Source organism: Rhizobium acidisoli (genome assembly GCF_002531755.2).
Classification (GTDB): Bacteria; Pseudomonadota; Alphaproteobacteria; order Rhizobiales; family Rhizobiaceae; genus Rhizobium; species Rhizobium acidisoli.
Genome location: NZ_CP035000.1, coordinates 613257 through 634542, shown reverse-complemented (window position 1 = coordinate 634542; position 21286 = coordinate 613257). Strand labels below are relative to the sequence as shown.

Here is a 21286-nt window from a genome sequence, read left to right as displayed (position 1 = left end):
CGAATAGTCAAAGACAGTTTTGAGGTAGCCACTGGCCGGCTGCCTCCAGAATGCAACCACCCCGACGATGCCGAAACTGGTAGAAAGCATCGCCGCGTTCGCGCGAATGATCATTGTGAAATCCAGAAAAAAATGAGCCGAAAGCGATCGCCGTTGTCGTGGTGGCGGCGTAAAGCATGGTGAACCGCACAGGACCGACGCTTGCTGCCAGCATCACGCGTCCAATTGCGTTTGCAGCAATGGCGCCCAGGACCGCGTGGACGACGATGTCCGACGCCTGGAGGTGGTCCGACGCAGCGCCGTCAACAGTGCGACGTCGACGTCGAAGCTGCAGGTGATGGTCGAGGCCAACAGGACCGCAGAGTTTCCCAGGTATGCGACCAGGACTTCGCTCGCAGAAAGGGCCACGATTTTATCAACGATCCGGCAGTGATCGAACGCCGTAAAGCGGCGCTGGCAAAGCTTGATGCTGCCGAGTAAGACGTCGATCGCATCGTTAGCACGAGCGGGGAAATACGGCTTTTGAGGCGATCAAACCGTATGCACTAAAAATAACTTACGGGACCTGGCGCCTCAGGAGACGCCAAATCGCTCAAGCATCTTTCGAAGCCGGATGTTCTGTTGATGAAGTTGTTTAGACAGCAATGCCTTGAGGTGCCGATTTTCCGCGTCAAGTGCAACCAACTCATCGATCGCTGTCTCGACTTCAGCGGTTGCGGATCGCTCATCGCCTGCTTTTGTCGTGCTATCGAGATAAGCTTCCGGACCCGTGTCGTCCGTGGCTGTCGTCGCGTCCGGACGGCGCCGTTCGGCGCGGGGCTTCTTCGATCGTGGCATAGAGTTTGCGCGGCCGCGATCGTTTTGCGATGAAACCGATTGCCCCGATTCGTTCAACGAAACACCGCCTTGGTTTTGGCTGCCGCCTTCGCAGTGGTCATCGATTTGCCGTTGCGGCATTCGATCCGACTGCACCTCGTCGCCCTGGCTCAACGTTCCCAATCCCGTTTTGGCTTCGAACAGATGCGGCGCATCAGTCTCGGCCTGACGCGCAAAAGCCTTGAGATCGGTGTTTCCCCAAATCGAAACCGGGGGCATCGTCGACCGTCGGCGCTTCGACTTGAGTTCGACAATGAAATTTCGTTGCGGCGTTTTCATCTGTATCCAGTCTTCCAATCGCGAGCCAATCTCACGACACTCCAAATCGCTCGAGCATCTTCCTGAGCTGAGCGTTCTGCAGGTCGAGCTTTTGCGCCAATTGGCTTCTCAGCTTTTTGATGTCTTCGTCAAGGCTTGCCACGTCATCGAAGAAGGGCTCGCGTGAGGGCGAGGGTTGTGAACGCGGATCTTCAGGTGCGGCGACAGCGCTTTGCACAGCCACGCCGGCCTCGGCTTTCTTCGCGCGTGTATGGCGTTTGACGGCCGGCCTGTTTTGCTGCTTTCCGGTGACGTTAGTTTTTGGCGCCGACAGGTCCGCTTCGGCGCGCGGATGATCGGCTTTATCATCGGGTGCAGCGGTCCGAGGCTCTTCGATATCGACAGACGACTCTAAAGCCCGCGCGGCATCAGGATCGCTTTCGACCGCACTCGAAGCCGCCGGCAGCTGATCGGGCGGAGTGCCCTTATCGTCATCCGCTTTTACGGACGGTTTCCCTGAAAGGGACGGACGCGCCGGCGTCGGATCGTCCTCGCGTTCGACAGCCTCGGGATCGGTATCATGACCGATCGCGCTGTCTTGTGCTTTCGCCGGCCGCCGCCGGGACGTCAGATCGACAAGAAATCTCCAGGGTGTTTTCATAGTGTTCAACCTCGGGCAACCCGGACCGCAATCCTGCTGCCGCTACTATATCCTCACTCGCCATTCGGCAGGGCACGACAAAGCGCGCCCGGCTATATCGCCTGCTGAAAAACGCCGCACCAGATGGTTATTGTAACCGGTCCCGCTGCGCTTGCCGATCAGCCGAGCCCGAGCCGTCTGCGCAGTTCGGAATTTTCTTGGCGCAGTTTTTCGGCAAGCGTTTTGCGAAGTCGCTTGTTCTCTTCTTCGAGTTGAATCAGATCTTCCAGCTCATCGAGTGCCGGCGCGGATGTCGTTGTCGCCTGCTCGACAGGCTTCGCCTTCGTTTTCCTCGGAGCGCCCTTGCGCGTGCTCCTGCCGTCCGCGGCTTTCGTCTCGGTGGTCTTGCGCTTTCCTCTCCTGCCTCGTCCGTCAGCCATCGCGGCGCTTGCGGCCGGCGGCTGCTCGGTGACCGACTGCGATCCGGCGGCAGCCAGTTCGGCAGTTGCCTTTTGACGCCGCGGCGCACGCTGCTTCCTGGTCCCGGTTTTTGCCGGAGTATCTGTCTGCGCAGCGCCTGCAACGGAGCCTGTATTATTCTCGTCAGCCATCAGTCGTCTCCTTTAAAGCCAAGTCTCTTTTCGACCGAGTGAAAGCCCGAGTCAACAAAGCGCGTGAGGGATCGCTAACAACATCGGCCAACCGAGGCTGAGGGGGAATGGCGGCTGCAGGGCTTTATTTTGACAGGGCGGAGTGTAAACTCCAGGCCGTCACCAGCACGAAGAAGAAAACCCATGCCGCGTTTTCTAGCCGTCTACACTATGAAGCCGGAAGACCTCGCCGCGTTTCGCAGCCGGACCAAAGGCCGAGCAGGACGCGATTGATGCCGTTGGGCTACCACAGTGGGCGGCGTGGGAAGACCGAAATGCTGCATCCATTTGCGACCGCGGTGGCATGGTGGGTAAAACGACCCGTGTGACCAAAAGACGGTATCTCGAAAGCCTCGAATCCCTTTTGCGGCTACGTTGTTGGTCGAGGCGGAGACCATCGAGGCGGCCGCCCGGTTGTTCCAGCACCACCCGCATATTACCGTCTTTCCAGGAGACGGAATCGATATCATGCCCTTTCTGACCTGAGCTATCCGCAGACAAAAGCTGCGTTTGACGCGAGCGGCTGTTGTGCGCCATGAGTGGACGATAATGCCATTCACCGAGACGGGAATAGTTTGCCCGAATTCAGAATCATTCAGCGATTCGACAATCTTCCGGCGCTGGATTTTCCGCCAAGCTCCGCTCACGCCTTCATAGAAGATACTTGAACGCCCCTCGTTATGGCTTCCCGGCCCTCGGTACCAGAGCACTTCGTCGCCCGGCTCCTCATCATGATTCCATCTGGTCGGGGCGCGCAGTTTCGTCGCCTCGCGAACAAAACGCCGGCGTGCCTGAAAAAAATGGTTCGCCGGGAGAAGTCAGGCGATGCCCTGCTTCAGCTTTTCGCTACGGTTTCGGACAAAGGCAATTTCTGCCGCCGACGCAGCCAGGGCCATAGGATCAGCCAGGTCACCAGAGCAAGGTTGACGCAGTTCCAAAGAAAGCCATGCAGGAAGGCAAGGCGGTAAGAACCGGTGGCGTCGAAAATGTACCCAGCAGCCAGTCCTCCGCAAGCCATGCCAAGGACTGTCGCCATCAACACGAGGCTGATCCGGATACCCGCCTCACGAGGCGGCAAGTACTTGCGGATGATCACCGCATACATCGGAACGATACCGCCCTGGAACAGCCCGAATAGGCCGGAGATCACGTAGAGCGACGACTGGCTGTTGAAAAACAAATAGAGCAGCAACGCTGCAGCCTGCATCGAAGAACCGAGGATCAACATAGGCCCGGCGCCAATCCGGTCCGCGACCGCGCCGGAAGCCAATCGGCTGACCACGCCTAGTCCGAGCATCAAGGCGATGATCTGCGTGCCGATGGCCACGCCATAGCCGAGATCGCCGCAGTAGGCGACGATATGGACCTGCGGCATCGACATTGCCATGCAGCACGCAAAGCCGGCGACGACAAGAACGGCCTGCAGAGCATTCGCGCTCAGACCCAGCTGGTTGCGTGCGGCTTCGGTCAGGGCTTCGGCTTTGGCATAGGTTACGGTCTGTAGACGCCGCCTCAACAGCAGCCCGATGGGCACCATCACCAGAGGCACAAATATGCCGATCCCGACATGGGTGGCCCGCCAACCCTGGCTCGTCAAGAAATGCTCGATGACCAGGGGCCAAACCGCGCCTGAGAGATAACTGCCCGAAGCCGCAAACGCGACCGCAAGCCCCCGGTGCTTATTAAACCAATGAGAGAGGTCGGATATCAGCGGCGAGAAGCCTGCAGCCGATCCAAAGCCGATGATCAGCGAGCAGGCAGCGAACTGCCAGATATTGCCGGTAAGGGCCGCAGTGATGTAGCCGATGCAAAGCAGGAGCGCCCCGACCAGCACTGGCACGACGATGCCCACCCGATCGGCCAGGCGACCCATCAATACCCCGCCGAAGGCAAAGCCGAGCATGGTGCAGGTATAGGGCAGCGAGGCACCGCCGCGCACCGTGTCGAACTCGACCTGCAATGTCGGCAGAAGCACCACGACGGACCAATTGCCGACGCAGGCAACGGTGCCGAGAATGAGCGTCAATACCAGCCGCCACCAGGCATAGCCGGAGTCGATCTCGTGAAAATCGGAGCCATAAGCCGCAATGGTCTTCTTTTCCAACATGGCCACTGCGGGGACTCCCTGCGCTCCGATGATGAACTGAACGCTTTCGAACGTCCGTCTGGTGTACGCGCAATATAACGTGCTTCGGTACTTTGGATACCCGTGACAAGCATGGGCTTGCTCAAGATCGGCGGCGTGTCGGACTCGGTTCCATCAAGATGGCACCGATTCTATCGCCAAGTTTTCCATTCGGCCACCTGCAGTCGCTCCCAACTGCCGGAGGACTTGGACCGGACCAAGCTCTCTGTCAGCTCCGTTGAGGACCGATATGGCATCAGCTCTTCCACCGAAGGGGATGGCATTACTCGATATCCTTCAGCGCATCGAGGGGGCCGGTCAGGGCTGTGCGTGGCGGGACGAGCGATGGTTGCACAAGATGCGTCAGTACCGGAGGTCGGTTGGCATCGAGGATGGCAAACCCCTTGGTGATCATGGCCTCGCCATCCTGCCGGATCATGAAGACCGGGAACGGTAGGAAGGAGCCGAAGGGATCATAGTCGTAGCAGCCGACGATGATATCGGCGAAGGTCTCGTGCGGATGAAGCGCGAGGAAGCGCATCAGCCCTTCGAGGTTGATCGAGGAATTGACGAAAAATGTGCGCGGCAGCTTTCCATGACCTTCGTAGAAGACTTCGAAGGCGCGGGCGGTCATGGCGGGGGAATAACCGGTCGGCTGGATGCAGATGTCCGGATCTGCGCCCAGCATTGCGCGCTTTACGTCGCGAAAGCCGCGAATGCGTTCGTGGCTGGCATGGTCGTTGCGGCCGCCGAACAGATACACATCGTCAGGCGAAAGCGGCCCATCCTCTCGCGCGCGCTCGATGATCGCCTGTGTCAGCATGCGCGCGCCTTCGTAATTGTCGCTGATGATCGACGGCGCCAGCGTGCCCGGCAGATCGATGTTGACGTGCTTCAGCCCGGCCTTTTCGCACACCGCATGCACACCATCCGGATCGGTTGCGCCGGCGATGAAGAGTTCATCGATAGAATAGGAAATCAGCGTCTCGACAACCTGACGCTCCTCCTCCGGATCGCGACAGGCGCTGACGACGAGCGGGCACTGGCCGCGGTTCCTGGCCTGGGCCTCGAAGGACTGCGCCATGGAGGAAAAATAGCGATTGTCGTGCACAGGCAGCAGAAGGCCGACGAGGCCGGAGCGGGACGAACGCAGGCCACGGGCTTGCAGGTTCGCCGTATAGCCGTGCTCATTCGCCAGCTTCTGAATAAGCTCGGCCGTCGTCTCCTTGATACGCCGCTTCCGCCAGCTTCCATTCAGCACGGCGCTCACGGTGGAAGCCGATGCGCCCGATAGCACCGAGAGATCGTAGATGGTCGCCTTCTTTTTGCTGATGCCTGTCATGCCCTGCCCTTCCTCTGCCGTTCCCTTAGAAACAAACCCCTCTTGACGAAAGCCCTGCCTTGTTCGATAGTCATTGCACCATCGATTGTGCAAAAAAGAAAGATCGATTGTGCATGGATGGTTCGCCGGAGGAGGCGAGACGGGAGGCAAGGGTATCCCTCGCCAAGAAACAACCAGGAGCAACCTGCCGCAAAAGCGGCAGGTGGTCGTCGTTCGCATGAGCGACCTTTGAGGAGGAGTGAGGATGAGGAAACTTATCATAGCGGCATTGGCTGCATCGCTGTCGCTTCCCGGGGCGGTCGCCGCCTTTGCGCAGGACGCGCCGAAGGTCGGCATTGTCGTCAAGATCGCCGGCATTCCGTGGTTCAACGCAATGGAAGCCGGCATCAAGGAACAGGGTCAGAAACTGGGTGTCGATGCCTTCATGATCGGACCGACCAGTGCCGACCCGGCCCTGCAGGTGCGTGCCATCGAGGACTTGATTGCTCAGGGCGTCAAGGTGATCGGTGTGGTTCCGAACGATGCCAAGGTGCTCGAGCCAGTACTGACCAAGGCGCAGGCGGCCGGCATCAAGGTCATTACCCATGAGTCACCTTCGCAGAAGGGCGCCGACTGGAATTTCGAGCTCGCATCGTCCACCGGATTCGGCGAAGCGCATGGCAAGCTGCTCGCCGAAAAGATGGGCGGCAAGGGCGAATATGCCGTCTTTGTCGGTTCGTTGACCGTCCCCTTGCACAATGCCTGGGCCGATGCCGCAATCGCCTATATCAAGGCGAATTATCCGGACATGAAGCTCGTCGGCGATCGCTATGGCGTTGCCGAAGACGTTGACAAAAGCCGCTCGACGGCGCTCGACCTGATTGCCGCCCATCCGGATCTGAAAGGCTTCCTCGCTTTCGGCAGCCAGGGTCCGATCGGCGCGGGGCGTGCCGTCGAAGAACGCCGCAAGACAGGCAAAATCTTCGTCCTCGGACCGTTTTCACCCGGCCAGGGCCAGAAGCTGATCAAGGCGGACGCGATATCGGGCGGCTTCATGTGGAACCCGAAACAGGCCGGCGAAGTGTTCGTCACGCTCGCCGATCGGCTGATCAAGGGCGAGAGCATCAAGGAAGGCGACGACATTCCAGGTCTCGGGGTGATCAAGCCAGCCGGCAACGACATCATCGTCGACCAGCTGCTGCCGATCAACAAGGACACGGTCGACGACCTGGCCGCAATGGGTCTCTGAAAGAGATCCCCTCCCCCGGTGTCGGGCCGGTCCATGCCGACCGGCCCGACATTCGGTAAAGAAAGCGGTATCCGGCCAAGGCCGGGGCCATCGACCCTTCATGGCATTCGATCGGACAGGCAACCGCATGAGCACGGCAACGGATGAGGGCGTGAAGGCCCAGCCTCTTCTTTCGCTCCGCGGCATCAACATGACATTCGGCGGCGTGAAGGCGTTGAAAAACGTCTCCTTCGAGGTTTTGCCCGGCGAAGTGCATTGCCTGGCCGGCGAGAATGGTTCCGGCAAGAGCACGCTCATCAAGGTTATCTCCGGCGTATATCGGCCTGCCGAGGGGGCCGAGATCGTCTTCGACGGCGAGGCGATATCCCACATGACGCCAGGCATGACCCAGGCCCGCGGCATCCAGATCATCTGGCAGGATCTTGCGCTTTTTCCCGAAATGAGCGTGGCGGAAAACATTGCCTTCCAGACGCTTTCCGGTTCGCGCCCGCGCTTCGTCAACTATGGCGCGATCCGGACGATCGCGGAGGGCGCGCTCGCCCGGCTCGGCGTCAGCCTCGAGGTCGACAGACCGCTGAAGGACTTCGCCATCGCGCAGCGCCAAATCGTGGCGATTGCCCGCGCGCTGGTCGGGCAGCCCCGGATCGTCTTCATGGACGAGCCGACCGCCTCGCTCACCCAATCGGAGACCGTTCATCTGCTGGCGATCGTGCGCACCCTATCGGCTTCGGGCGTTGCCGTGGTCTTCGTCAGCCATCGTCTTGCGGAGGTGCTGGAAATCTCCTCGCGCATTACGGTGCTGCGCGATGGCGCACTCGTCGGGGTCTTTCCGGTGGAGGGCATGACGCAGTCGAAGATCACCGAGCTGATGACTGGGCGCACCTTCGATCAGAACGTTCGCCCCCGCGACCTGTCGCAGAACCCGATCATGCTCTCCGTCAGCAAGCTTTCCCGGCCTGGCGAGTTTGAGGAGATTTCCTTCGATCTGCGCCGTGGCGAGACGCTCGGGATCACGGGACTACTCGGCTCGGGCCGCACCGAACTTGCGCTTACGCTATTCGGCATGCGCCGGCCGGCCACCGGCACGATCAAATTGGAGGGAAGAGCGGTGCATTTTGCCTCCAACCGCGAGGCGATTGCGGCCGGCGTCGCCTATCTATCGGAGGACCGTCTTTCACTCGGTCTCAACCAGCCGCAATCCATCGCCGATAACTTGGTTATGGCCTCTCTCAACCGCATCCTCAGCGGCCGGCTGATTTCGCCCGATAAGAAGCACGCGCTCGTTGCCGGCTGGATTGCCGATCTCGGCGTCAGGATCGGCAAACAGGACGATGCGATCTCGACGCTTTCGGGCGGCAACCAGCAGCGCGTGGCGATCGCCAAATGGCTCGCCACCGATCCCAAAGTGCTCATCCTTGACGCTCCCACCGTCGGCGTTGATGTCGGCGCGCGCGCCGGCATCTTCGAAATCGTTGCGCGTCTCGCCGAAGCTGGGCTGGCGATCATCCTCATCTCGGACGAGGTGCCGGAGGTCTATTTCAATGCCGACCGGATCATTCACATGGAAAAGGGCCGCGTCGCCGGCTGGCACGATCCGCGCACGACCACTTTGAAGGACCTGGAGGCGGCCGTCTATGCGTAAGCTGTTCCTGTCCCATACGACCGAATGCGTGCTCATCGCCGTCATCATCGCGATGAGCATCTTCCTGGCCTTTGTGACCGATCGTTTCTTCACACTCGGCAATGCCTTCGACCTGCTGAATATCAGCGCCGTCAACATCATATTCGCCGTCGGCCTGCTCGTGGTGCTGATTGCCGGCGGGATCGACATCTCCTTCGCCGTCGCCGCCTCGATCGTGCAGTATCTCACCGTACTTGCGCTCGAGCGGATCGGCGGGGGTGGCTGGACATCCGGCTTCCTGATCGCGGCAGGCATCGGCATCGCGCTCGGGCTGATCAACGCCTTCCTGATCCACCGCTTCCGCATCATCTCGATCGTCGCGACAATCGCGACCTTCAACGTCTATTTCGGCCTGCTGATGTTCTTCACCAAGGGTGTATCGCTGTACAATCTGCCTGACTGGCTGACCAGTCGCGTGGTCATTTACGAGCGGGAAATGGCCGACGGCAGCTGGGCGGAAATCACGCTGCCGGTTGTCGTCATGGCCGTCTGCACGCTCGCCACCTGGCTCTTCATTACCCGCACGACGACCGGCCGGCAGCTCTATGCCTTCGGCGACAATCCCGACGGCGCGCGCCGCTTCGGCATCAATATCGGCGCCATGCAGTTCATCGCCTTCGGCTGGCTTGGACTGATGGCAGGCATCGCCGGCCTCATGCAGGCGCATTACGCGCAGGAGGTGGTGCCGAACGCACTCTATGGCCGCGAGCTCGATGTTCTCGCTGCCGTGGTGCTCGGCGGCGCGCGTCTGGGCGGCGGCAAGGGCTCCGTGCTCGGTTGCGTGCTGGGCGTGCTGCTCGTCTCGATCACCCAGAACGGCCTCAACCTGATGGGCGTCTCGCCCTTCGCCTTCAAGATGATCGTCGGTGCGATCATCCTCGTTGCGATCACGCTGTCGAGCGCCCGCATCGGCGCGCTGGCGCCTGTCTTTGGGAGCTCCATATCGGGCGATGGCCAACCTGCGGCAAGCGGAGAAAAGAGATGAACACCCTCGCCGCCCGCTTCAACGCGATCTTCGGGGCTGATATGGCCGGTCCGCTGGCCGCGCTGGCGATCGTGCTGATCGTCTTCGGTTTCGCCTCGCCACATTTCCTGACGGGCGCGACCTTCGGATCTGTCGCCTTTCAGCTTCCCGAGCTCGGCATCCTAACGCTTGCCATGCTGATGCCGATCCTCACCGGCGGCCTGAATCTGGCGATCACCTTCACCGCCAACATCGCGGGCCTGACGCTTGCCTGGACGCTGCAAGCCAATGGCGGGATCGATGCCGGCCCGGCCGCCTTCCTGCTCGGCTCGCTGCTGGCGCTTGTCGTCGGCGCCGCAAGCGGCCTGGTCATGGGCCTCGTCATCGCCTTTACCCGCGCCCATCCGATCCTGGTTTCGCTATCGATGATGATCTTCCTGCGTGGCCTCGGCGAGTTCCTGACGCGGGGCGGCGATATTTCGGGTTTCCCCACCTTCATCGCTCCCATCGGCCACGGCAGCGTTCTCGGCATTCCTATACCGTTGTTGATCCTGATCGCCTGTGTGATCGCCAGCCACGTCCTGCTCGCGCGATCCAAGCTCGGTTTTTCCACCTATATGATCGGCTCCAATATCGAGTCCGCCCGCTATTCCGGCATCAATACCCGCAAGGTTTTGGTGCTTGTCTACATGCTCTCCGGCGTGATGGCTGCCGTGGCCGGCATCATCATGCTTGCGCGCTTCAATTCGGTACGCGTCGGCCATGGAGAGTCCTATCTGCTGATCACCGTGCTCGCCTGCTTCCTCGGCGGCATCAATCCGTTCGGCGGCTTCGGCCGCGTCCTGCCCGTCTTCGTGGCGCTCGTCGTGCTGCAGCTTCTCTCTTCGGGGCTCAATCTGCTCGGCGCCAACCAGCATCTCACCACTGCCGTCTGGGGCATCCTGCTCATCGTCGTGATGGTGCTGCGATGGTTCTCGGCCAAGTTCATCACAATCGGGAAATAGGAGATACGACCATGCAAGGTTTCGGCGTCCACACCAGCATGTGGACCATGAACTGGGATCGCGCAGGCGCCGAGAAGGCAATTGCCGGAGCGGTGCAGTATGAAATGGACTTCATCGAGATCGCGCTGCTCAACGCGCCGGCCGTCGATGCCAGGCACACCCGAGAGCTGCTTGAGAAGAACAAGCTGCGCGCGGTCTGCTCGCTCGGCCTGCCGGAGCATGCCTGGGCATCCGTCCGCCCGGATGCGGCGATTGAGCACCTGAAGATTGCGATCGAAAAGACCGCTGAGATGAGCGCCGAGGCGCTGTCCGGTGTCATCTTCGGCGGCATTGGCGAGCGGACAGGCGTACCGCCGACGCAAGGCGAATACGACAATATTGCCAAGGTGCTCGACGCTGCCGCAAAGCACGCGAAGAAGCACGGCATCCAACTCGGCGTCGAGGCCGTGAACCGTTATGAGAACCACCTGATCAACTCGGCCCAGCAGGCCGTCGACATGGTGGAGCGTGTCGGCGCCGACAACATCTTCGTTCACCTCGACACCTACCACATGAACATCGAGGAGAAGGGCGCGGCAAACGGCATCCTGATTGCCCGCGATCACCTGAAATACATCCATCTTTCCGAAAGCGACCGCGGCACGCCGGGCTACGGCAACATTCCCTGGGACGCGATCTATGTCGCGCTCGCCGCAATCGGCTTCAAGGGCGGACTTGCCATGGAAAGCTTCATCAACATGCCGGCGGAAGTGGCCTATGGCCTGGCCGTCTGGCGCCCCGTGGCACGCGATATGGAAGAGGTAATGGGAAGGGGTCTGCCGTTCCTGCGCAACAAGGCGGAACAATACGGCCTGATCTGACCTGGTTGCCGCTATGGCTCATCGTTGCGGCCGGGTCGAGCCCAGCTTCTCGGCCGCATCTTTTCCGTGCGTCGGCGTTGTTCCTGCAACGCCATTGCCTTTCGGCCAACCTGCGGCTTAGGGCTGTTTTTCAATTTCGCAGTAGACAACGCTACGATTCGAGCCCGACCAGACAGACACTTTCAGATCCGCCCCAGCCGCGCTTTCACTGGCGATCAAGCCCATCTCATGTTCCGAGCGCAACAGCAGCGCCCAGTTCATAAATGTCTCCATATAGCCGTCGACATCCGTCGCCGGGGAGAAGTTGGCGAACAGGAATGTGCCGCCAGGCTTAAGCATGCTGACGCACTTCTTGGTCAGCTTTACGGCGACAGCGTCCGGCAGATAGTCATAAAGACCGGCCGCATACACAAAATCGAACATTCCCAGCGCATGCCTTCCCCCGAGCAGGGATTTGACCGACCCGTTGAGCGCCTCGACCGACGTGCCGGCGAAATCGCGGGCGACTGTTCCAACACTCATCGGGTCCTGATCCAAAGCGACCCAGCGTTTGATTGCGCCGGTGCCGAGCGCGTGCGACAAAGGCCCCTCACGAAGATGGCCCGACGCGATGGCCAGGACTTCGGTGGAACCGGACCGAGCCGAAGCGATTTCGTCGACGCGCCGCGCCAGAATGTCTCGACGCTCTCGTACCGCGACGGATGACGAAGCATTTCGAGTGTAGGCGTAGATCGAACGTCCCAAGGTGCTCGATGATGCGACGGCGTCCTCGATCTCAGGCCTGCCGTAGATAAAGTCGAGAAGCCGTGCGTCGCCGGAATAGCCGCGCGGCTTTTCAAACGACCAGCGGGTCAACGGATCCTGGTGCAGATAGTGAGCAACCGGATGAGATTGCGCGATCGGAACGATGACGTCCCACACCTCCGGATGAAAGCGGCGCCGTAACTGATGCAAGGCTTCGCTAAGCCGCTCGATGATCGCAGGAGGCTCGACGCCGGATCTGAACTGACGGATCGACAGATCGAGGCTGACGGCAAGCTCGGCTTTCGCGACGATAAGGTCGCTGGGATTTGTCGCAGCAAACCTCCTTGCTGCCCGCCGAATTTCACCCGGCGCAACAAGACTTTCACCGTCCAAGACAAGACTTCGTGCCATTTCGAGACTCCCTTGACATAGCGTTAAGCATAATCAACCTCGAAATGGGATGCGACTAGAATCTGCACGGGATAAGGGTAATTCTACTATTGCGGGTCGGAACCTGCGCCTCTACGAATGTTAAGCAATAAGACAAACCGGTTGCAGGTTGCCGAACGTAATTTTGGAGGGCGCCCGAAGCATGGCTTACTTTTTAACTTCTTTAGATTGTAGTCAGGCTGGTATCGTTGCATGAGCGCGGCTGACGCTCCTGTGCAGCGGGATGAATCAACCGACAGCTTTTCATTCGCCGAGGCCCGCAAGTCTCTGGAAACTGAAAATGATGCTGTCCGCAGGCGAAGCTCACGGCACGGTCTTTGGATCGCGGTCGCCGTCTATGTGGCCTTCGCACTTCCCGACCGATGGCTTATCCCAGATGTTGCGCATGCGACGATCGCCGCGCGATTCGTCGTTGCAACGATCGCGCTGCTGGCTTTCGAGGCCTTGCGACTGGCCAAAGCAAAAACCGTCTGGCTGGACATCACCTGCGCCTCTGCACTGCTTGCCGGCTATTTAAGCTGGCTTTACCCGGCGATTGGCACCAGCGACGTCACTGCCATGTCGTACTACATGATATTTGGCGCCATCTTCATGATGGGCGCCAACCTGTTTTTCAGTTTCCCGTTTCGGCTTTCGGTAATCACCTCCAGCTTCGTGCTCTGCGCATTTTTCGTTACGATCGAGGCGTTTTTCCCTTCAAGCCAAACCTACAAGCTTGCCTTCGGGATGTTCTACATTTCGTGCTTCGTCTTCACGTCTTTCGTTAATTGGCGATTGAACGTGGAGCGTCGAAACGTGTTGCTGAATGCGGCGGAGGCCCGATATCAGCACTGGGAAGCGTCCGAGCGTGGACGATCACTGCTCGAGCTTTCAAATACCGATTACCTGACAGGCATAAGCAACCGGCGCGCCCTGGATCGGCGGCTCGACGAATGCTGGGCCGCCTGGAAAGACGAGCGTCGCGACTTCGTCGTGTTGCTCATCGACGTCGATTTTTTCAAACGCTTCAATGATCGCTACGGGCATCAAGAAGGAGACCGATGCCTGACTGTCATCGCCAAAGTGCTGAAGGCCGTCGTCGAGTCGTCCGGTGGCATGATCGGCAGGTATGGTGGTGAAGAGTTCATCGTGGTCTTGCCGGTCGAAACTCCCAAGATCGCGATGAGCCTGGCCGAAAAGATCAGAATGGAAGTCGAGTTTCTTGCGATCGAGCACGACGGGCGACCGGATGACAGCCCGATCGTAACCGTCAGCATCGGCGTCGCCTTCACCCGCGACAAAGTTGGAGAGAAGGTTGAACGAATAGTGCGTGAGGCCGATCTTGCTCTCTACCATGCCAAAGCAAGCGGCCGAAACTGCATTCGCAGGTTTGATCCGCTGTTGCCTCGCCCTGACGACAATGCCGGTAAACTCGTCCCGCTGCTGACGGCGGCCATCGATCGAAAGCTGGTCTCGCTCGTTTACCAACCGATCTTCGAGTTGACGAACGAGAAAGCCAGAGCTGTCGAGGCTTTGATGCGGCTTCGGATGCCGGACGGCACCGCGGTTTCGCCGAAGACATTCATTCCGGTTGCAGAGCGAACGGGCGCTATCCTCGAATTGGGCAAATGGGCGATCGAGACGGCATGCCGTGACATACTGATGACCGATCGCATGGCGACCGTCAGCGTCAACGTGTCGCCCATACAGCTGCGCTCCCAAGGCTTTGCTGCGAATGTCGCTGACATTCTTATTCGCTGCGGGGTCAGCGGATCGCGACTGGCCTTGGAAGTCACCGAGGGCCTGGACATGGATATGCAGTCGGAGGTGCTTAAGTGCATTGCAGATCTGCGGGCTCTCGGCGTCGAAATCTGGCTTGACGACTTCGGCTCGGGCTTTGCGGGCCTCTCCTGGCTGAGGGCGATCGAGTTTCAGACGGTCAAGGTCGATCGGACCTTTCTGCACGACTGCTCCAACCCGCGCGGGTTGATGATGCTTCAGGACATGGTCGCTCTTATCCGCAATCGTGGGAATACGATCCTGGTGGAAGGCGTCGAAACGGCAGCACAATTGTCCCTGCTCAAGGATCTTCGCATCGACCGCGTCCAGGGCTATCATATGGGAATGCCGGTGAGCGCTGAACTTTTGAACGCGGCATAACGCAGCTGTCCCCTGCCTCCCCGAACATTGTACTTTGAATGGCTTGCGCTCCAGATCCGGCAAACGCCGCGGCGATGCGTAGCTTTTCAAGCGCACAACGAAGCGATCTGGTCCCACCCGGCTAGGCAGGCGCGCCCAGCCGGATGGAGCCTTGAACTTTACTTGCCCATCATCTGCTTGGCGTTTTCGGGCGTGATGGCTGTGGTATCGACTGTTACCGTTGGCTCAACAGACGATGCGCAGTCCAGCAATATCGACTTTGCCATGTCGATCGCCTCCTTCGCTCCGGTAGGATAGGTAAAGGTCGCGGACCAATCGCCCTTTGCGACCGCTTCAATTCCCCCGGCAGGCCCAGGCAAGCCATCGGTGCCGATGATCTTCACGCTTTTACCGGCACCTTTGGCAGCAAGCAGAGCACCCGCCGCCATCATGTCATTGCTGGCATAGACCATCTTGATATCCGGATGAGCCTGCAGCATGGCGGCGAACGCCGTTTGTGCTTTATCCGGCAGCCAGTCGGCCGCCTGTTCTGCGACGATCTGGATTTTCGAATTGGCCTTCACGCCATCTTTGAAGCCATTAAGCCGCTCGACTGCGGGTGTCGAACTCGGCAACCCCTCCAGCACGGCAGCCTCGCCGCCATCCGGAAGAAGTGTCTTGCTGGTATATTCGCCGGCTGCCAGAGCAATCTTGTAGTTATCACCTCCGATGAAAGCTGTGTAATCCTTGCCTGCTTCACCGTTCGTCTTGCGATCGAGTTCGATGACCGGGATACCTGCGTCCATTGCCCGCTTGACGGCGGGTGTAAGCGGAGCCGCCTCGAAAGGCGAGATCAACAGAAGGTCGACCTTTTGGGTAATGAAATTGTCGACCTGTGACGTCTGAGTGTTGACGTTGCCTGCCCCGTCGGCAATCTGCAGTGTGAATTGCGGGACTGCCTTGGCGGCTGCTTCCAGTTCATCGTTGACGTGCTGGCGGTAGGGCTCCGCGTTGTTTGCCTGCGAGAAGCCGACAACGAATTCGCCATCTTTGGCACAAGCCTTCACAAGCGGATCGGCAGCCTGGGCCACGCCGGCAATACAAAGGCATGAACCGGCGAGAAGTGCCATGCGCCCGGCATTCGAAAATCGAAGTGCATTCTGTGTCATTACTTTCTCCTCCACATTGGTTCCGGATCCACCTTCCGGGAGATGCCGCCACACTACCTGCCCAATCCTTCGCGGCGACGAACGAGGGATTGAAGGACTGCCGCCAGAACGATGATTGCCGCTGTGGCAAGCAACTGCATGGCTGGAGTGATGTTGTTGAGCTGAAGAATATTGGCGAGGGCGCCAAGCATGATCGTGCCGGCGATGGTTCCGACCATGGAACCCGACCCGCCAAACAGGCTGGTCCCGCCGATGACGACAGCCGCGATGGCCGTCAATTCATATCCGGTCCCATCATTGGCACTTCCGAAATTGAATTGCCCGGCATGGACGATGCCGGCCAGCGCCGATGCAAAGCCGGTAATGGCGTAAACGGCGATCTTGATTGCCGAGACCGGAACACCGGAGATGCGAGCGGCGCGCTCGTTGCCGCCGACGGCATAGACGTAACGGCCGAACCTCGTCGTGTTCAGCACCAGCGTTGCGATGCAGGCAAAGATCAGGAAGACGATCGTAGCCACGGGAACGACGTTGCCGAACAATCGACCGCCGAGAACCGCAAAGATGGGGGGCGCTAGCCCGGGGCCATCGCCATAGGAGATATTGATATACTGATTGCCCGACACCACCAGCGCCAGCCCGCGCGCTGCCTGTAAACCGGCAAGGGTGACGATAAATGCTTCAAGCCGAAACTTGCTTGAGATCGCTCCCTGTATCAAGCCGAAACAGGTGCCCATCAGCAGCACCGCCAGCACCGTTGTAATCAGCCCAAAGCCGCCCGAGACCATCAATGTTGCGGTGACGACGCTCGCAAGACCAAGAGTCGCCCCAACCGAGAGATCGATCCCGGCGGTTATGATCACGAAGGTCATCCCGATCGCGATGATGCCGGTCTCGGACACCGCACGGACGATGTTGGCGATATTGTCGGGTTGAATGAACAGGATGACCCCATGCCGACGCGGCGAGAAGATGATGCCGCCGGCAAAGACCAGCACCAGGCCGATCAGGCTTTGGAAGCGGACGATGACCGCAAGCGGATCAATGCGCTTTGCGGGTTGAATCGGAGAACTCGACGTAATTTGCTGTTCGGACATCATCCCTCCCTCCCGTTGGCGGCGGCCAGAACGTCGTGTTCGCTCACCCCGCCGGAAAATTCGGCAACGCTGCAGCCATTGCGCAGAACCACTATTCGATCGCATAGGCCGATCAGCTCAGGCATTTCGCTTGAGGCGACAAGGATGCCCAATCCATGCGAGGCAAATTTGCGCAGCCGAGCGTAAATTTCCCCCTTGGCTCCGACGTCCACACCGCGGGTCGGCTCGTCGAGAAGCAACAGGCTCGGATTGCCCAGCACTTCCTTGGCAAGCACGACCTTCTGCTGGTTGCCGCCGGACAGAGCACCCACCGCGATCTCCGGGTTCTTGGGACGGATGTCGAAATTCCCGAACGAGCTCTTGATGGCATCGTCCTGTCGACGTGCAGACAACAAGCCGTTTGGCGAAATTCGGCGAATGATTGACATGACCAGATTGAGGCCAACGGACATACGCAGCATCAGCCCGGCGCCACGCCGGTCGTCGGTGACGAATGCAAGACCAGCCCTGCGCGCGGCGGCGATGGATCGAAGCCTTGCCGGTTTGCCGCCAATGGTCACCTCACCCTGCCATCTGCCCGGCACGCCGGTCCCGTAAAGAGCGCTCAGAAGCTCGGTTCGGCCTGCACCCATCACGCCGGCCAAGCCGACAATTTCACCGCGGTGAACATCCAGGTCGATCTTTGATGGCGCCTGCCAGCCGGGGGACGCACGGTGCGGGCGGAAGGAGGCCTGCCGCATCCTCAGGAGCACGTCACCGACGCGATCCGATCGAGGCGGGTAAAGTTCGTTCAACGGACGACCGACAAGAAGTTGCACCAGCTGGGCTTGTGGCGCGTTCGGCTCGGTAACGCCGGCGACCTTGCCGTCGCGCATCACTGTCACGCGATGAGCAATCTGCGGCACTTCCTCAAGGCGATGCGAAATATAGACGATACCGACGCCTGACGATGCGAGCCCGCGCATGATATCGAACAATCGATCGACTTCGCCGACCGTCAATGCCGCTGTCGGCTCATCCATGATCAGAGCGCGGGATGCATAGGACAGCGCCTTGACAATGGCGACGACCTGGCGCTGGCCGATCGAAAGCTCGCCGACAAGCTGGGCGGGATCGATCGACCGGTCGATTGCCTCCAGTCTTTTGCGCGCCTCGCGCAGCATCGCCTTTCCGTCGAGCATGCCATGTGGATAGACAAGCTCACGCCCAAGAAAGAGATTGGCCGCGACGCTCAAACTCGAAACGAGATCCAATTCCTGGAAAATCGTTGCAATTCCTGCCGCTTGTGCATCCCGGGGGCTGTGAAATCGGGCGGGTTTGCCATCGATGAAGATCTCGCCCAGGTCCGGCGTGTGGACGCCGGACATCAGGTTCATCAACGTCGATTTGCCCGCACCATTCTCTCCAAGCAGGGCATGGATTTCACCCACTTTGAGATCGAAGTCCACGCCGCGTAGCGCTTGAACGCCGCCGAAATGCTTGGTGACTCCTTTCGCCGAAAGAACAACCTGGTTCATGCTGCTTCTCCACACGATTCACGCACCCGCAAAACCGGCGACAGTCGAACGGTCTCGCGCGGGCGGTGCTTGTTGCCGATCCGCGTAATCAGCAAGTCCGCCGCCCTTCTGCCGATCTCATCGCAAGGCTGGGCCATCAGCGTCAGGCGCGGCTCGAAGTAGTCTGCCCATTCGAAATCATCGATTCCGAGCACCGAAATATCCGCTGGAACGCGCAGCCCCCGTTCCCGAATGGCTCTCATCGCGCCGATCATCGCAAGATTGTTTGAGGCAAGGATTGCTGTCGGCGGCTCCTTCAGCTCCAGCAATCGGTGCGTCGACGCGGTGGCGTCAGCCGTGCTGCGGTTGCCATTGCTGATGAACGCATGTGGAACCTCTATTCCCTTCTCCGCCATAGCCGCCTGGAAAGCCTCAGTGCGCTCGACGGTCGTCGCAAATCCGGGCTGGCCGAGGATGATCCCAACCCGTTGGTGATGGAGCGTGACGAGATGATCGACCAGCATGCGGATTGCCGCCGTGTTATCGGTTCCGACCTGATCGAAACGATCATCGGAGAGCCTGTCGACGAGCACACAGGGAACATCGCATTCAAATAGATAGTTCAGCGACTTTCTGGGAGCGCCTGAAGCGGCAAGGATGATCCCGTCGACACGACGCTGATGCAGATGCCGGATGAGCTCCAATTCCCGATCTGGATCGTCCTGCGTATCACATAGAAATACGATCAAGCCTCGTTTGGAACACTCGGCTTCAATCGCGCAGATGATGTCGCTGAAGTAAGGGTTCGAAATCGCGGAAATGACCAGGCCGACCGTGCCCGTCGACGACAATTTGAGAGAGCGCGCAACCGCGTTCGGGATGTATCCGATCTCGTCCACCGCCTCCATGACGAGCTTCGCCTTCTCGGGCGACACGTAGCGCGTCTTGTTGAGAACATGGGAAACCGTGGAGACCGAAACCCCCGCCGCCTTTGCAACTTCGGAAATCGTCGTCATGAGCGCGCTCCGGCGTTTGCCGGCAGCACAACAACAACAAAGCGTCTCAAATTTTCCTCCCAGGCGGAATTCCAACCTTAAACAGGCTCTCCAAGGATCCGCGATTATGATCACGCTAGCGCCATCGAAACGTTTGCGCAATCGTTTTTTTACAGCTACGATCCAAGTTGTGATCATCTCTTGGGAGGGAAATGACATGCTGAAAGGCGTCCCGCCGTTCGTCACGGCCGACTTGTTGTGGGTACTGGCATCCATGGGGCATGGCGACGAACTGGCCATCGTCGATCGAAATTTCTCGGGCTTTCGGGTGGCGACCCAAACCACGAGCGGAAAGCTTCTCATTTTGGAGGGGGTCGACGCACCGACTGCAGTTGGCGGGATCCTTGAAATGCTACCCCTGGACACATTCGGCGACACGCCGCTGATGCATATGGAGGCCGTCGACGCGCCGGGCGAGTTGCTCGAAGTGCACAGAGAGGTCATCGCCGTTTGCAGTGAGGCAGAAGGGCGCTCGATCGCCAGCCAACCGGTGGAGCGGTTTGCCTACTATCCGATCGCGATGCGATCGTTTGCGATCATTCAGACTGCTGAATCGCGCCCCTATGGGAACTTCATTTTGAGGAAAGGCGTGCTCTGAGGGCCAGATGGTGAGGCGTTCCTCGAGCAAAGGAATATCTACTCTGTCAGCCTCCTGACCATGCCATTCGTCGCTCGCGAACATCCCTTTGGTTGACCCGGCCCCGCGTGAAAGAAAGTTGCATTCATGACTGAGATTCCGATCCGCTGTTCTGCGGTTTCTGTGGTCCTGCTCCGCAAGGCTGACATTGGAAATGAGGTCCTGCTTCTCCGCCGCAACCACACGCTGATCGGTGAATGGTGCCAGATTGCCGGCAGTATCGAGAACGGGGAGAAAGCCTGGGAAGCTGCGTTACGCGAGGTACGCGAAGAAACCGGCCTGATTTGCAAGCGGCTCTACTCCGCCGACATATGCGAGCAGTTCTATGAGGCCGATCGGGACGCCATCGCCATGTTGCCGGTCTTCGTTGGCTTCGTGGATTCCCATGCGACGGTTGTCATCAATCACGAACATAGCGAATTTCGATGGGTTTCTTTCGCAGCTGCCTTGGAGATGGTGCCGTTTGCAGGCCAGCGACACGTGCTGAAACATGTGGAGACCGAATTCGTGCGGCGGGAACCCGTCCGGCACCTTCTCATAGATAGAGCTTCGCCGGCTTCCTGATGTTAGTGTCGAAGGACTTGGCGTCGTCACATCCCAATAGCAAATACAGACCAGATTGATCGGGCCTCTAAAGGGCATTCCTGATTGGAAACATGTCTTCGCCGTAATGGTGAAGCCTCGTGTGGTGCCGTCGGCATAACCACCGTACCCTTAAAGGCTCGTCGTATTGGTCATGATGGGCATCGACTGCTTCGATCCCGCAGACCTCACAGGTTTGCTTTTCCAGCTCGCCTGTCTTGACTGCTCGCTGCACGGCGAGGTGAGCATCATATTTGCCTGGATTGGCACGGCGCCAATTCGCTTGGCGGGTATCGGTTTTCAGCATCGC

At 59.4% G+C, this 21286-nt stretch carries 20 protein-coding genes and 1 pseudogene; 9 read left to right on the top strand and 12 right to left on the bottom strand.

The window, feature by feature from the left end:
- Positions 1-7: 7 nt before the first annotated feature.
- The 4 genes from CO657_RS28580 to CO657_RS28565 all read right to left on the bottom strand — a co-directional run bounded on the left by CO657_RS28580 (position 8) and on the right by CO657_RS28565 (position 2385).
- Positions 8-214, bottom strand: coding sequence for a hypothetical protein (locus tag CO657_RS28580; RefSeq protein WP_128715622.1), 207 nt, complete (start codon positions 212-214; stop codon positions 8-10).
- Between the two features lie 359 nt (positions 215-573).
- Complete coding sequence (locus CO657_RS28575; RefSeq protein ID WP_054185444.1) at positions 574-1155, bottom strand: hypothetical protein; 582 nt, start codon at positions 1153-1155, stop codon at positions 574-576.
- Between the two features lie 31 nt (positions 1156-1186).
- A complete protein-coding gene (locus CO657_RS28570) occupies positions 1187-1795 on the bottom strand; it encodes a hypothetical protein (RefSeq protein WP_054185443.1) in 609 nt (202 codons plus the stop codon).
- Between the two features lie 158 nt (positions 1796-1953).
- On the bottom strand, positions 1954-2385 hold the full coding sequence (locus CO657_RS28565; protein ID WP_054185442.1) for a SyrB2 regulator: 432 nt from the start codon (positions 2383-2385) through the stop codon (positions 1954-1956).
- Between the two features lie 183 nt (positions 2386-2568).
- Here CO657_RS28565 and CO657_RS28560 point away from each other — a divergent pair.
- Positions 2569-2910 (top strand): annotated as a pseudogene (locus CO657_RS28560) (hypothetical protein).
- Positions 2911-3259: 349 nt separating this feature from the next.
- Here the strand turns inward: CO657_RS28560 and CO657_RS28555 are convergent.
- Together CO657_RS28555 and CO657_RS28550 are read right to left on the bottom strand one after the other, a co-directional pair.
- Complete coding sequence (locus CO657_RS28555; RefSeq protein ID WP_054185441.1) at positions 3260-4531, bottom strand: MFS transporter; 1272 nt, start codon at positions 4529-4531, stop codon at positions 3260-3262.
- A gap of 301 nt (positions 4532-4832) precedes the next feature.
- Positions 4833-5891, bottom strand: coding sequence for a LacI family DNA-binding transcriptional regulator (locus tag CO657_RS28550; protein ID WP_054185440.1), 1059 nt, complete (start codon positions 5889-5891; stop codon positions 4833-4835).
- Positions 5892-6135: 244 nt separating this feature from the next.
- Here CO657_RS28550 and CO657_RS28545 point away from each other — a divergent pair, with 244 nt between their 5' ends.
- The 5 genes from CO657_RS28545 (at position 6136) to CO657_RS28525 (ending at position 11628) form a co-directional block, all read left to right on the top strand.
- Positions 6136-7119 (top strand): autoinducer 2 ABC transporter substrate-binding protein, encoded by a 984-nt coding sequence (locus CO657_RS28545; RefSeq protein WP_054185439.1) that lies wholly within the window; start codon positions 6136-6138, stop codon positions 7117-7119.
- Between the two features lie 127 nt (positions 7120-7246).
- A complete protein-coding gene (locus tag CO657_RS28540; RefSeq protein WP_054185438.1) occupies positions 7247-8761 on the top strand; it encodes a sugar ABC transporter ATP-binding protein in 1515 nt (504 codons plus the stop codon).
- Positions 8754-9785, top strand: a complete 1032-nt coding sequence (locus tag CO657_RS28535) for an ABC transporter permease (protein ID WP_054185437.1) — start codon at positions 8754-8756, stop codon at positions 9783-9785. Before CO657_RS28540 ends, CO657_RS28535 begins: the two co-directional genes overlap by 8 nt.
- Positions 9782-10768 carry an ABC transporter permease gene (locus CO657_RS28530; protein ID WP_054185436.1) on the top strand — a complete coding sequence of 329 codons (987 nt, stop codon included), beginning with the start codon at positions 9782-9784 and terminating at the stop codon, positions 10766-10768. The genes CO657_RS28535 and CO657_RS28530 overlap by 4 nt, the downstream gene beginning before the upstream one ends.
- 11 nt (positions 10769-10779) lie before the next feature.
- Positions 10780-11628, top strand: a complete 849-nt coding sequence (locus tag CO657_RS28525) for a sugar phosphate isomerase/epimerase family protein (RefSeq protein WP_054185435.1) — start codon at positions 10780-10782, stop codon at positions 11626-11628.
- Positions 11629-11745: 117 nt separating this feature from the next.
- Here the strand turns inward: CO657_RS28525 and CO657_RS28520 are convergent, their stop codons facing one another.
- Positions 11746-12783, bottom strand: a complete 1038-nt coding sequence (locus CO657_RS28520) for a class I SAM-dependent methyltransferase (protein WP_054185434.1) — start codon at positions 12781-12783, stop codon at positions 11746-11748.
- A gap of 231 nt (positions 12784-13014) precedes the next feature.
- On the opposite strand from CO657_RS28520, the gene CO657_RS28515 reads away from it, so the two are divergent.
- On the top strand, positions 13015-14961 hold the full coding sequence (locus tag CO657_RS28515; protein ID WP_054185433.1) for a putative bifunctional diguanylate cyclase/phosphodiesterase: 1947 nt from the start codon (positions 13015-13017) through the stop codon (positions 14959-14961).
- A gap of 158 nt (positions 14962-15119) precedes the next feature.
- On the opposite strand, the gene CO657_RS28510 is transcribed toward CO657_RS28515, so the two are convergent.
- Genes CO657_RS28510 through CO657_RS28495 form a run of 4 tightly spaced genes read right to left on the bottom strand, consistent with a single transcriptional unit; the run spans position 15120 to position 19718 of the window.
- A complete protein-coding gene (locus CO657_RS28510; protein WP_054185432.1) occupies positions 15120-16109 on the bottom strand; it encodes a substrate-binding domain-containing protein in 990 nt (329 codons plus the stop codon).
- 53 nt (positions 16110-16162) lie between these two features.
- Positions 16163-17206: an ABC transporter permease gene (locus tag CO657_RS28505; protein WP_054185452.1), complete on the bottom strand. Its 1044-nt coding sequence runs from the start codon at positions 17204-17206 to the stop codon at positions 16163-16165.
- The gene (locus tag CO657_RS28500) at positions 17206-18723 is read right to left on the bottom strand and encodes a sugar ABC transporter ATP-binding protein (protein WP_054185431.1); all 1518 of its coding nucleotides are present in this window, start codon (positions 18721-18723) and stop codon (positions 17206-17208) included. The genes CO657_RS28505 and CO657_RS28500 overlap by 1 nt, the downstream gene beginning before the upstream one ends.
- The gene (locus CO657_RS28495) at positions 18720-19718 is read right to left on the bottom strand and encodes a LacI family DNA-binding transcriptional regulator (protein WP_054185430.1); all 999 of its coding nucleotides are present in this window, start codon (positions 19716-19718) and stop codon (positions 18720-18722) included. The genes CO657_RS28500 and CO657_RS28495 overlap by 4 nt, the downstream gene beginning before the upstream one ends.
- Before the next feature lie 196 nt (positions 19719-19914).
- On the opposite strand from CO657_RS28495, the gene CO657_RS28490 reads away from it, so the two are divergent.
- Together CO657_RS28490 and CO657_RS28485 are read left to right on the top strand one after the other, a co-directional pair.
- Complete coding sequence (locus CO657_RS28490) at positions 19915-20355, top strand: RbsD/FucU family protein (RefSeq protein WP_054185451.1); 441 nt, start codon at positions 19915-19917, stop codon at positions 20353-20355.
- A 126-nt stretch (positions 20356-20481) separates the two neighbouring features.
- The gene (locus CO657_RS28485) at positions 20482-20958 is read left to right on the top strand and encodes an NUDIX hydrolase (protein WP_054185429.1); all 477 of its coding nucleotides are present in this window, start codon (positions 20482-20484) and stop codon (positions 20956-20958) included.
- 67 nt (positions 20959-21025) lie between these two features.
- Here the strand turns inward: CO657_RS28485 and CO657_RS28480 are convergent, their stop codons facing one another.
- A complete protein-coding gene (locus CO657_RS28480) occupies positions 21026-21283 on the bottom strand; it encodes a hypothetical protein (RefSeq protein ID WP_082366353.1) in 258 nt (85 codons plus the stop codon).
- Positions 21284-21286 lie beyond the last annotated feature (3 nt).

What these genes read in the sequence shown, in the direction of transcription:
- CO657_RS28510 (WP_054185432.1), bottom strand. Translation starts at nt 16,109, where the DNA reads ATGACACAGAATGCACTTCGATTTTCGAATGCCGGGCGCATGGCACTT.
- CO657_RS28575 (WP_054185444.1), bottom strand. Translation starts at nt 1,155, where the DNA reads ATGAAAACGCCGCAACGAAATTTCATTGTCGAACTCAAGTCGAAGCGC.
- CO657_RS28540 (WP_054185438.1), top strand. Translation starts at nt 7,247, where the DNA reads ATGAGCACGGCAACGGATGAGGGCGTGAAGGCCCAGCCTCTTCTTTCG.
- CO657_RS28530 (WP_054185436.1), top strand. Translation starts at nt 9,782, where the DNA reads ATGAACACCCTCGCCGCCCGCTTCAACGCGATCTTCGGGGCTGATATG.
- CO657_RS28570 (WP_054185443.1), bottom strand. Translation starts at nt 1,795, where the DNA reads ATGAAAACACCCTGGAGATTTCTTGTCGATCTGACGTCCCGGCGGCGG.
- CO657_RS28515 (WP_054185433.1), top strand. Translation starts at nt 13,015, where the DNA reads ATGAGCGCGGCTGACGCTCCTGTGCAGCGGGATGAATCAACCGACAGC.
- CO657_RS28500 (WP_054185431.1), bottom strand. Translation starts at nt 18,723, where the DNA reads ATGAACCAGGTTGTTCTTTCGGCGAAAGGAGTCACCAAGCATTTCGGC.
- CO657_RS28555 (WP_054185441.1), bottom strand. Translation starts at nt 4,531, where the DNA reads ATGTTGGAAAAGAAGACCATTGCGGCTTATGGCTCCGATTTTCACGAG.
- CO657_RS28495 (WP_054185430.1), bottom strand. Translation starts at nt 19,718, where the DNA reads ATGACGACGATTTCCGAAGTTGCAAAGGCGGCGGGGGTTTCGGTCTCC.
- CO657_RS28550 (WP_054185440.1), bottom strand. Translation starts at nt 5,891, where the DNA reads ATGACAGGCATCAGCAAAAAGAAGGCGACCATCTACGATCTCTCGGTG.
- CO657_RS28535 (WP_054185437.1), top strand. Translation starts at nt 8,754, where the DNA reads ATGCGTAAGCTGTTCCTGTCCCATACGACCGAATGCGTGCTCATCGCC.
- CO657_RS28580 (WP_128715622.1), bottom strand. Translation starts at nt 214, where the DNA reads ATGCTGGCAGCAAGCGTCGGTCCTGTGCGGTTCACCATGCTTTACGCC.
- CO657_RS28505 (WP_054185452.1), bottom strand. Translation starts at nt 17,206, where the DNA reads ATGTCCGAACAGCAAATTACGTCGAGTTCTCCGATTCAACCCGCAAAG.
- CO657_RS28565 (WP_054185442.1), bottom strand. Translation starts at nt 2,385, where the DNA reads ATGGCTGACGAGAATAATACAGGCTCCGTTGCAGGCGCTGCGCAGACA.
- CO657_RS28480 (WP_082366353.1), bottom strand. Translation starts at nt 21,283, where the DNA reads ATGCTGAAAACCGATACCCGCCAAGCGAATTGGCGCCGTGCCAATCCA.
- CO657_RS28485 (WP_054185429.1), top strand. Translation starts at nt 20,482, where the DNA reads ATGACTGAGATTCCGATCCGCTGTTCTGCGGTTTCTGTGGTCCTGCTC.
- CO657_RS28525 (WP_054185435.1), top strand. Translation starts at nt 10,780, where the DNA reads ATGCAAGGTTTCGGCGTCCACACCAGCATGTGGACCATGAACTGGGAT.
- CO657_RS28545 (WP_054185439.1), top strand. Translation starts at nt 6,136, where the DNA reads ATGAGGAAACTTATCATAGCGGCATTGGCTGCATCGCTGTCGCTTCCC.
- CO657_RS28520 (WP_054185434.1), bottom strand. Translation starts at nt 12,783, where the DNA reads ATGGCACGAAGTCTTGTCTTGGACGGTGAAAGTCTTGTTGCGCCGGGT.
- CO657_RS28490 (WP_054185451.1), top strand. Translation starts at nt 19,915, where the DNA reads ATGCTGAAAGGCGTCCCGCCGTTCGTCACGGCCGACTTGTTGTGGGTA.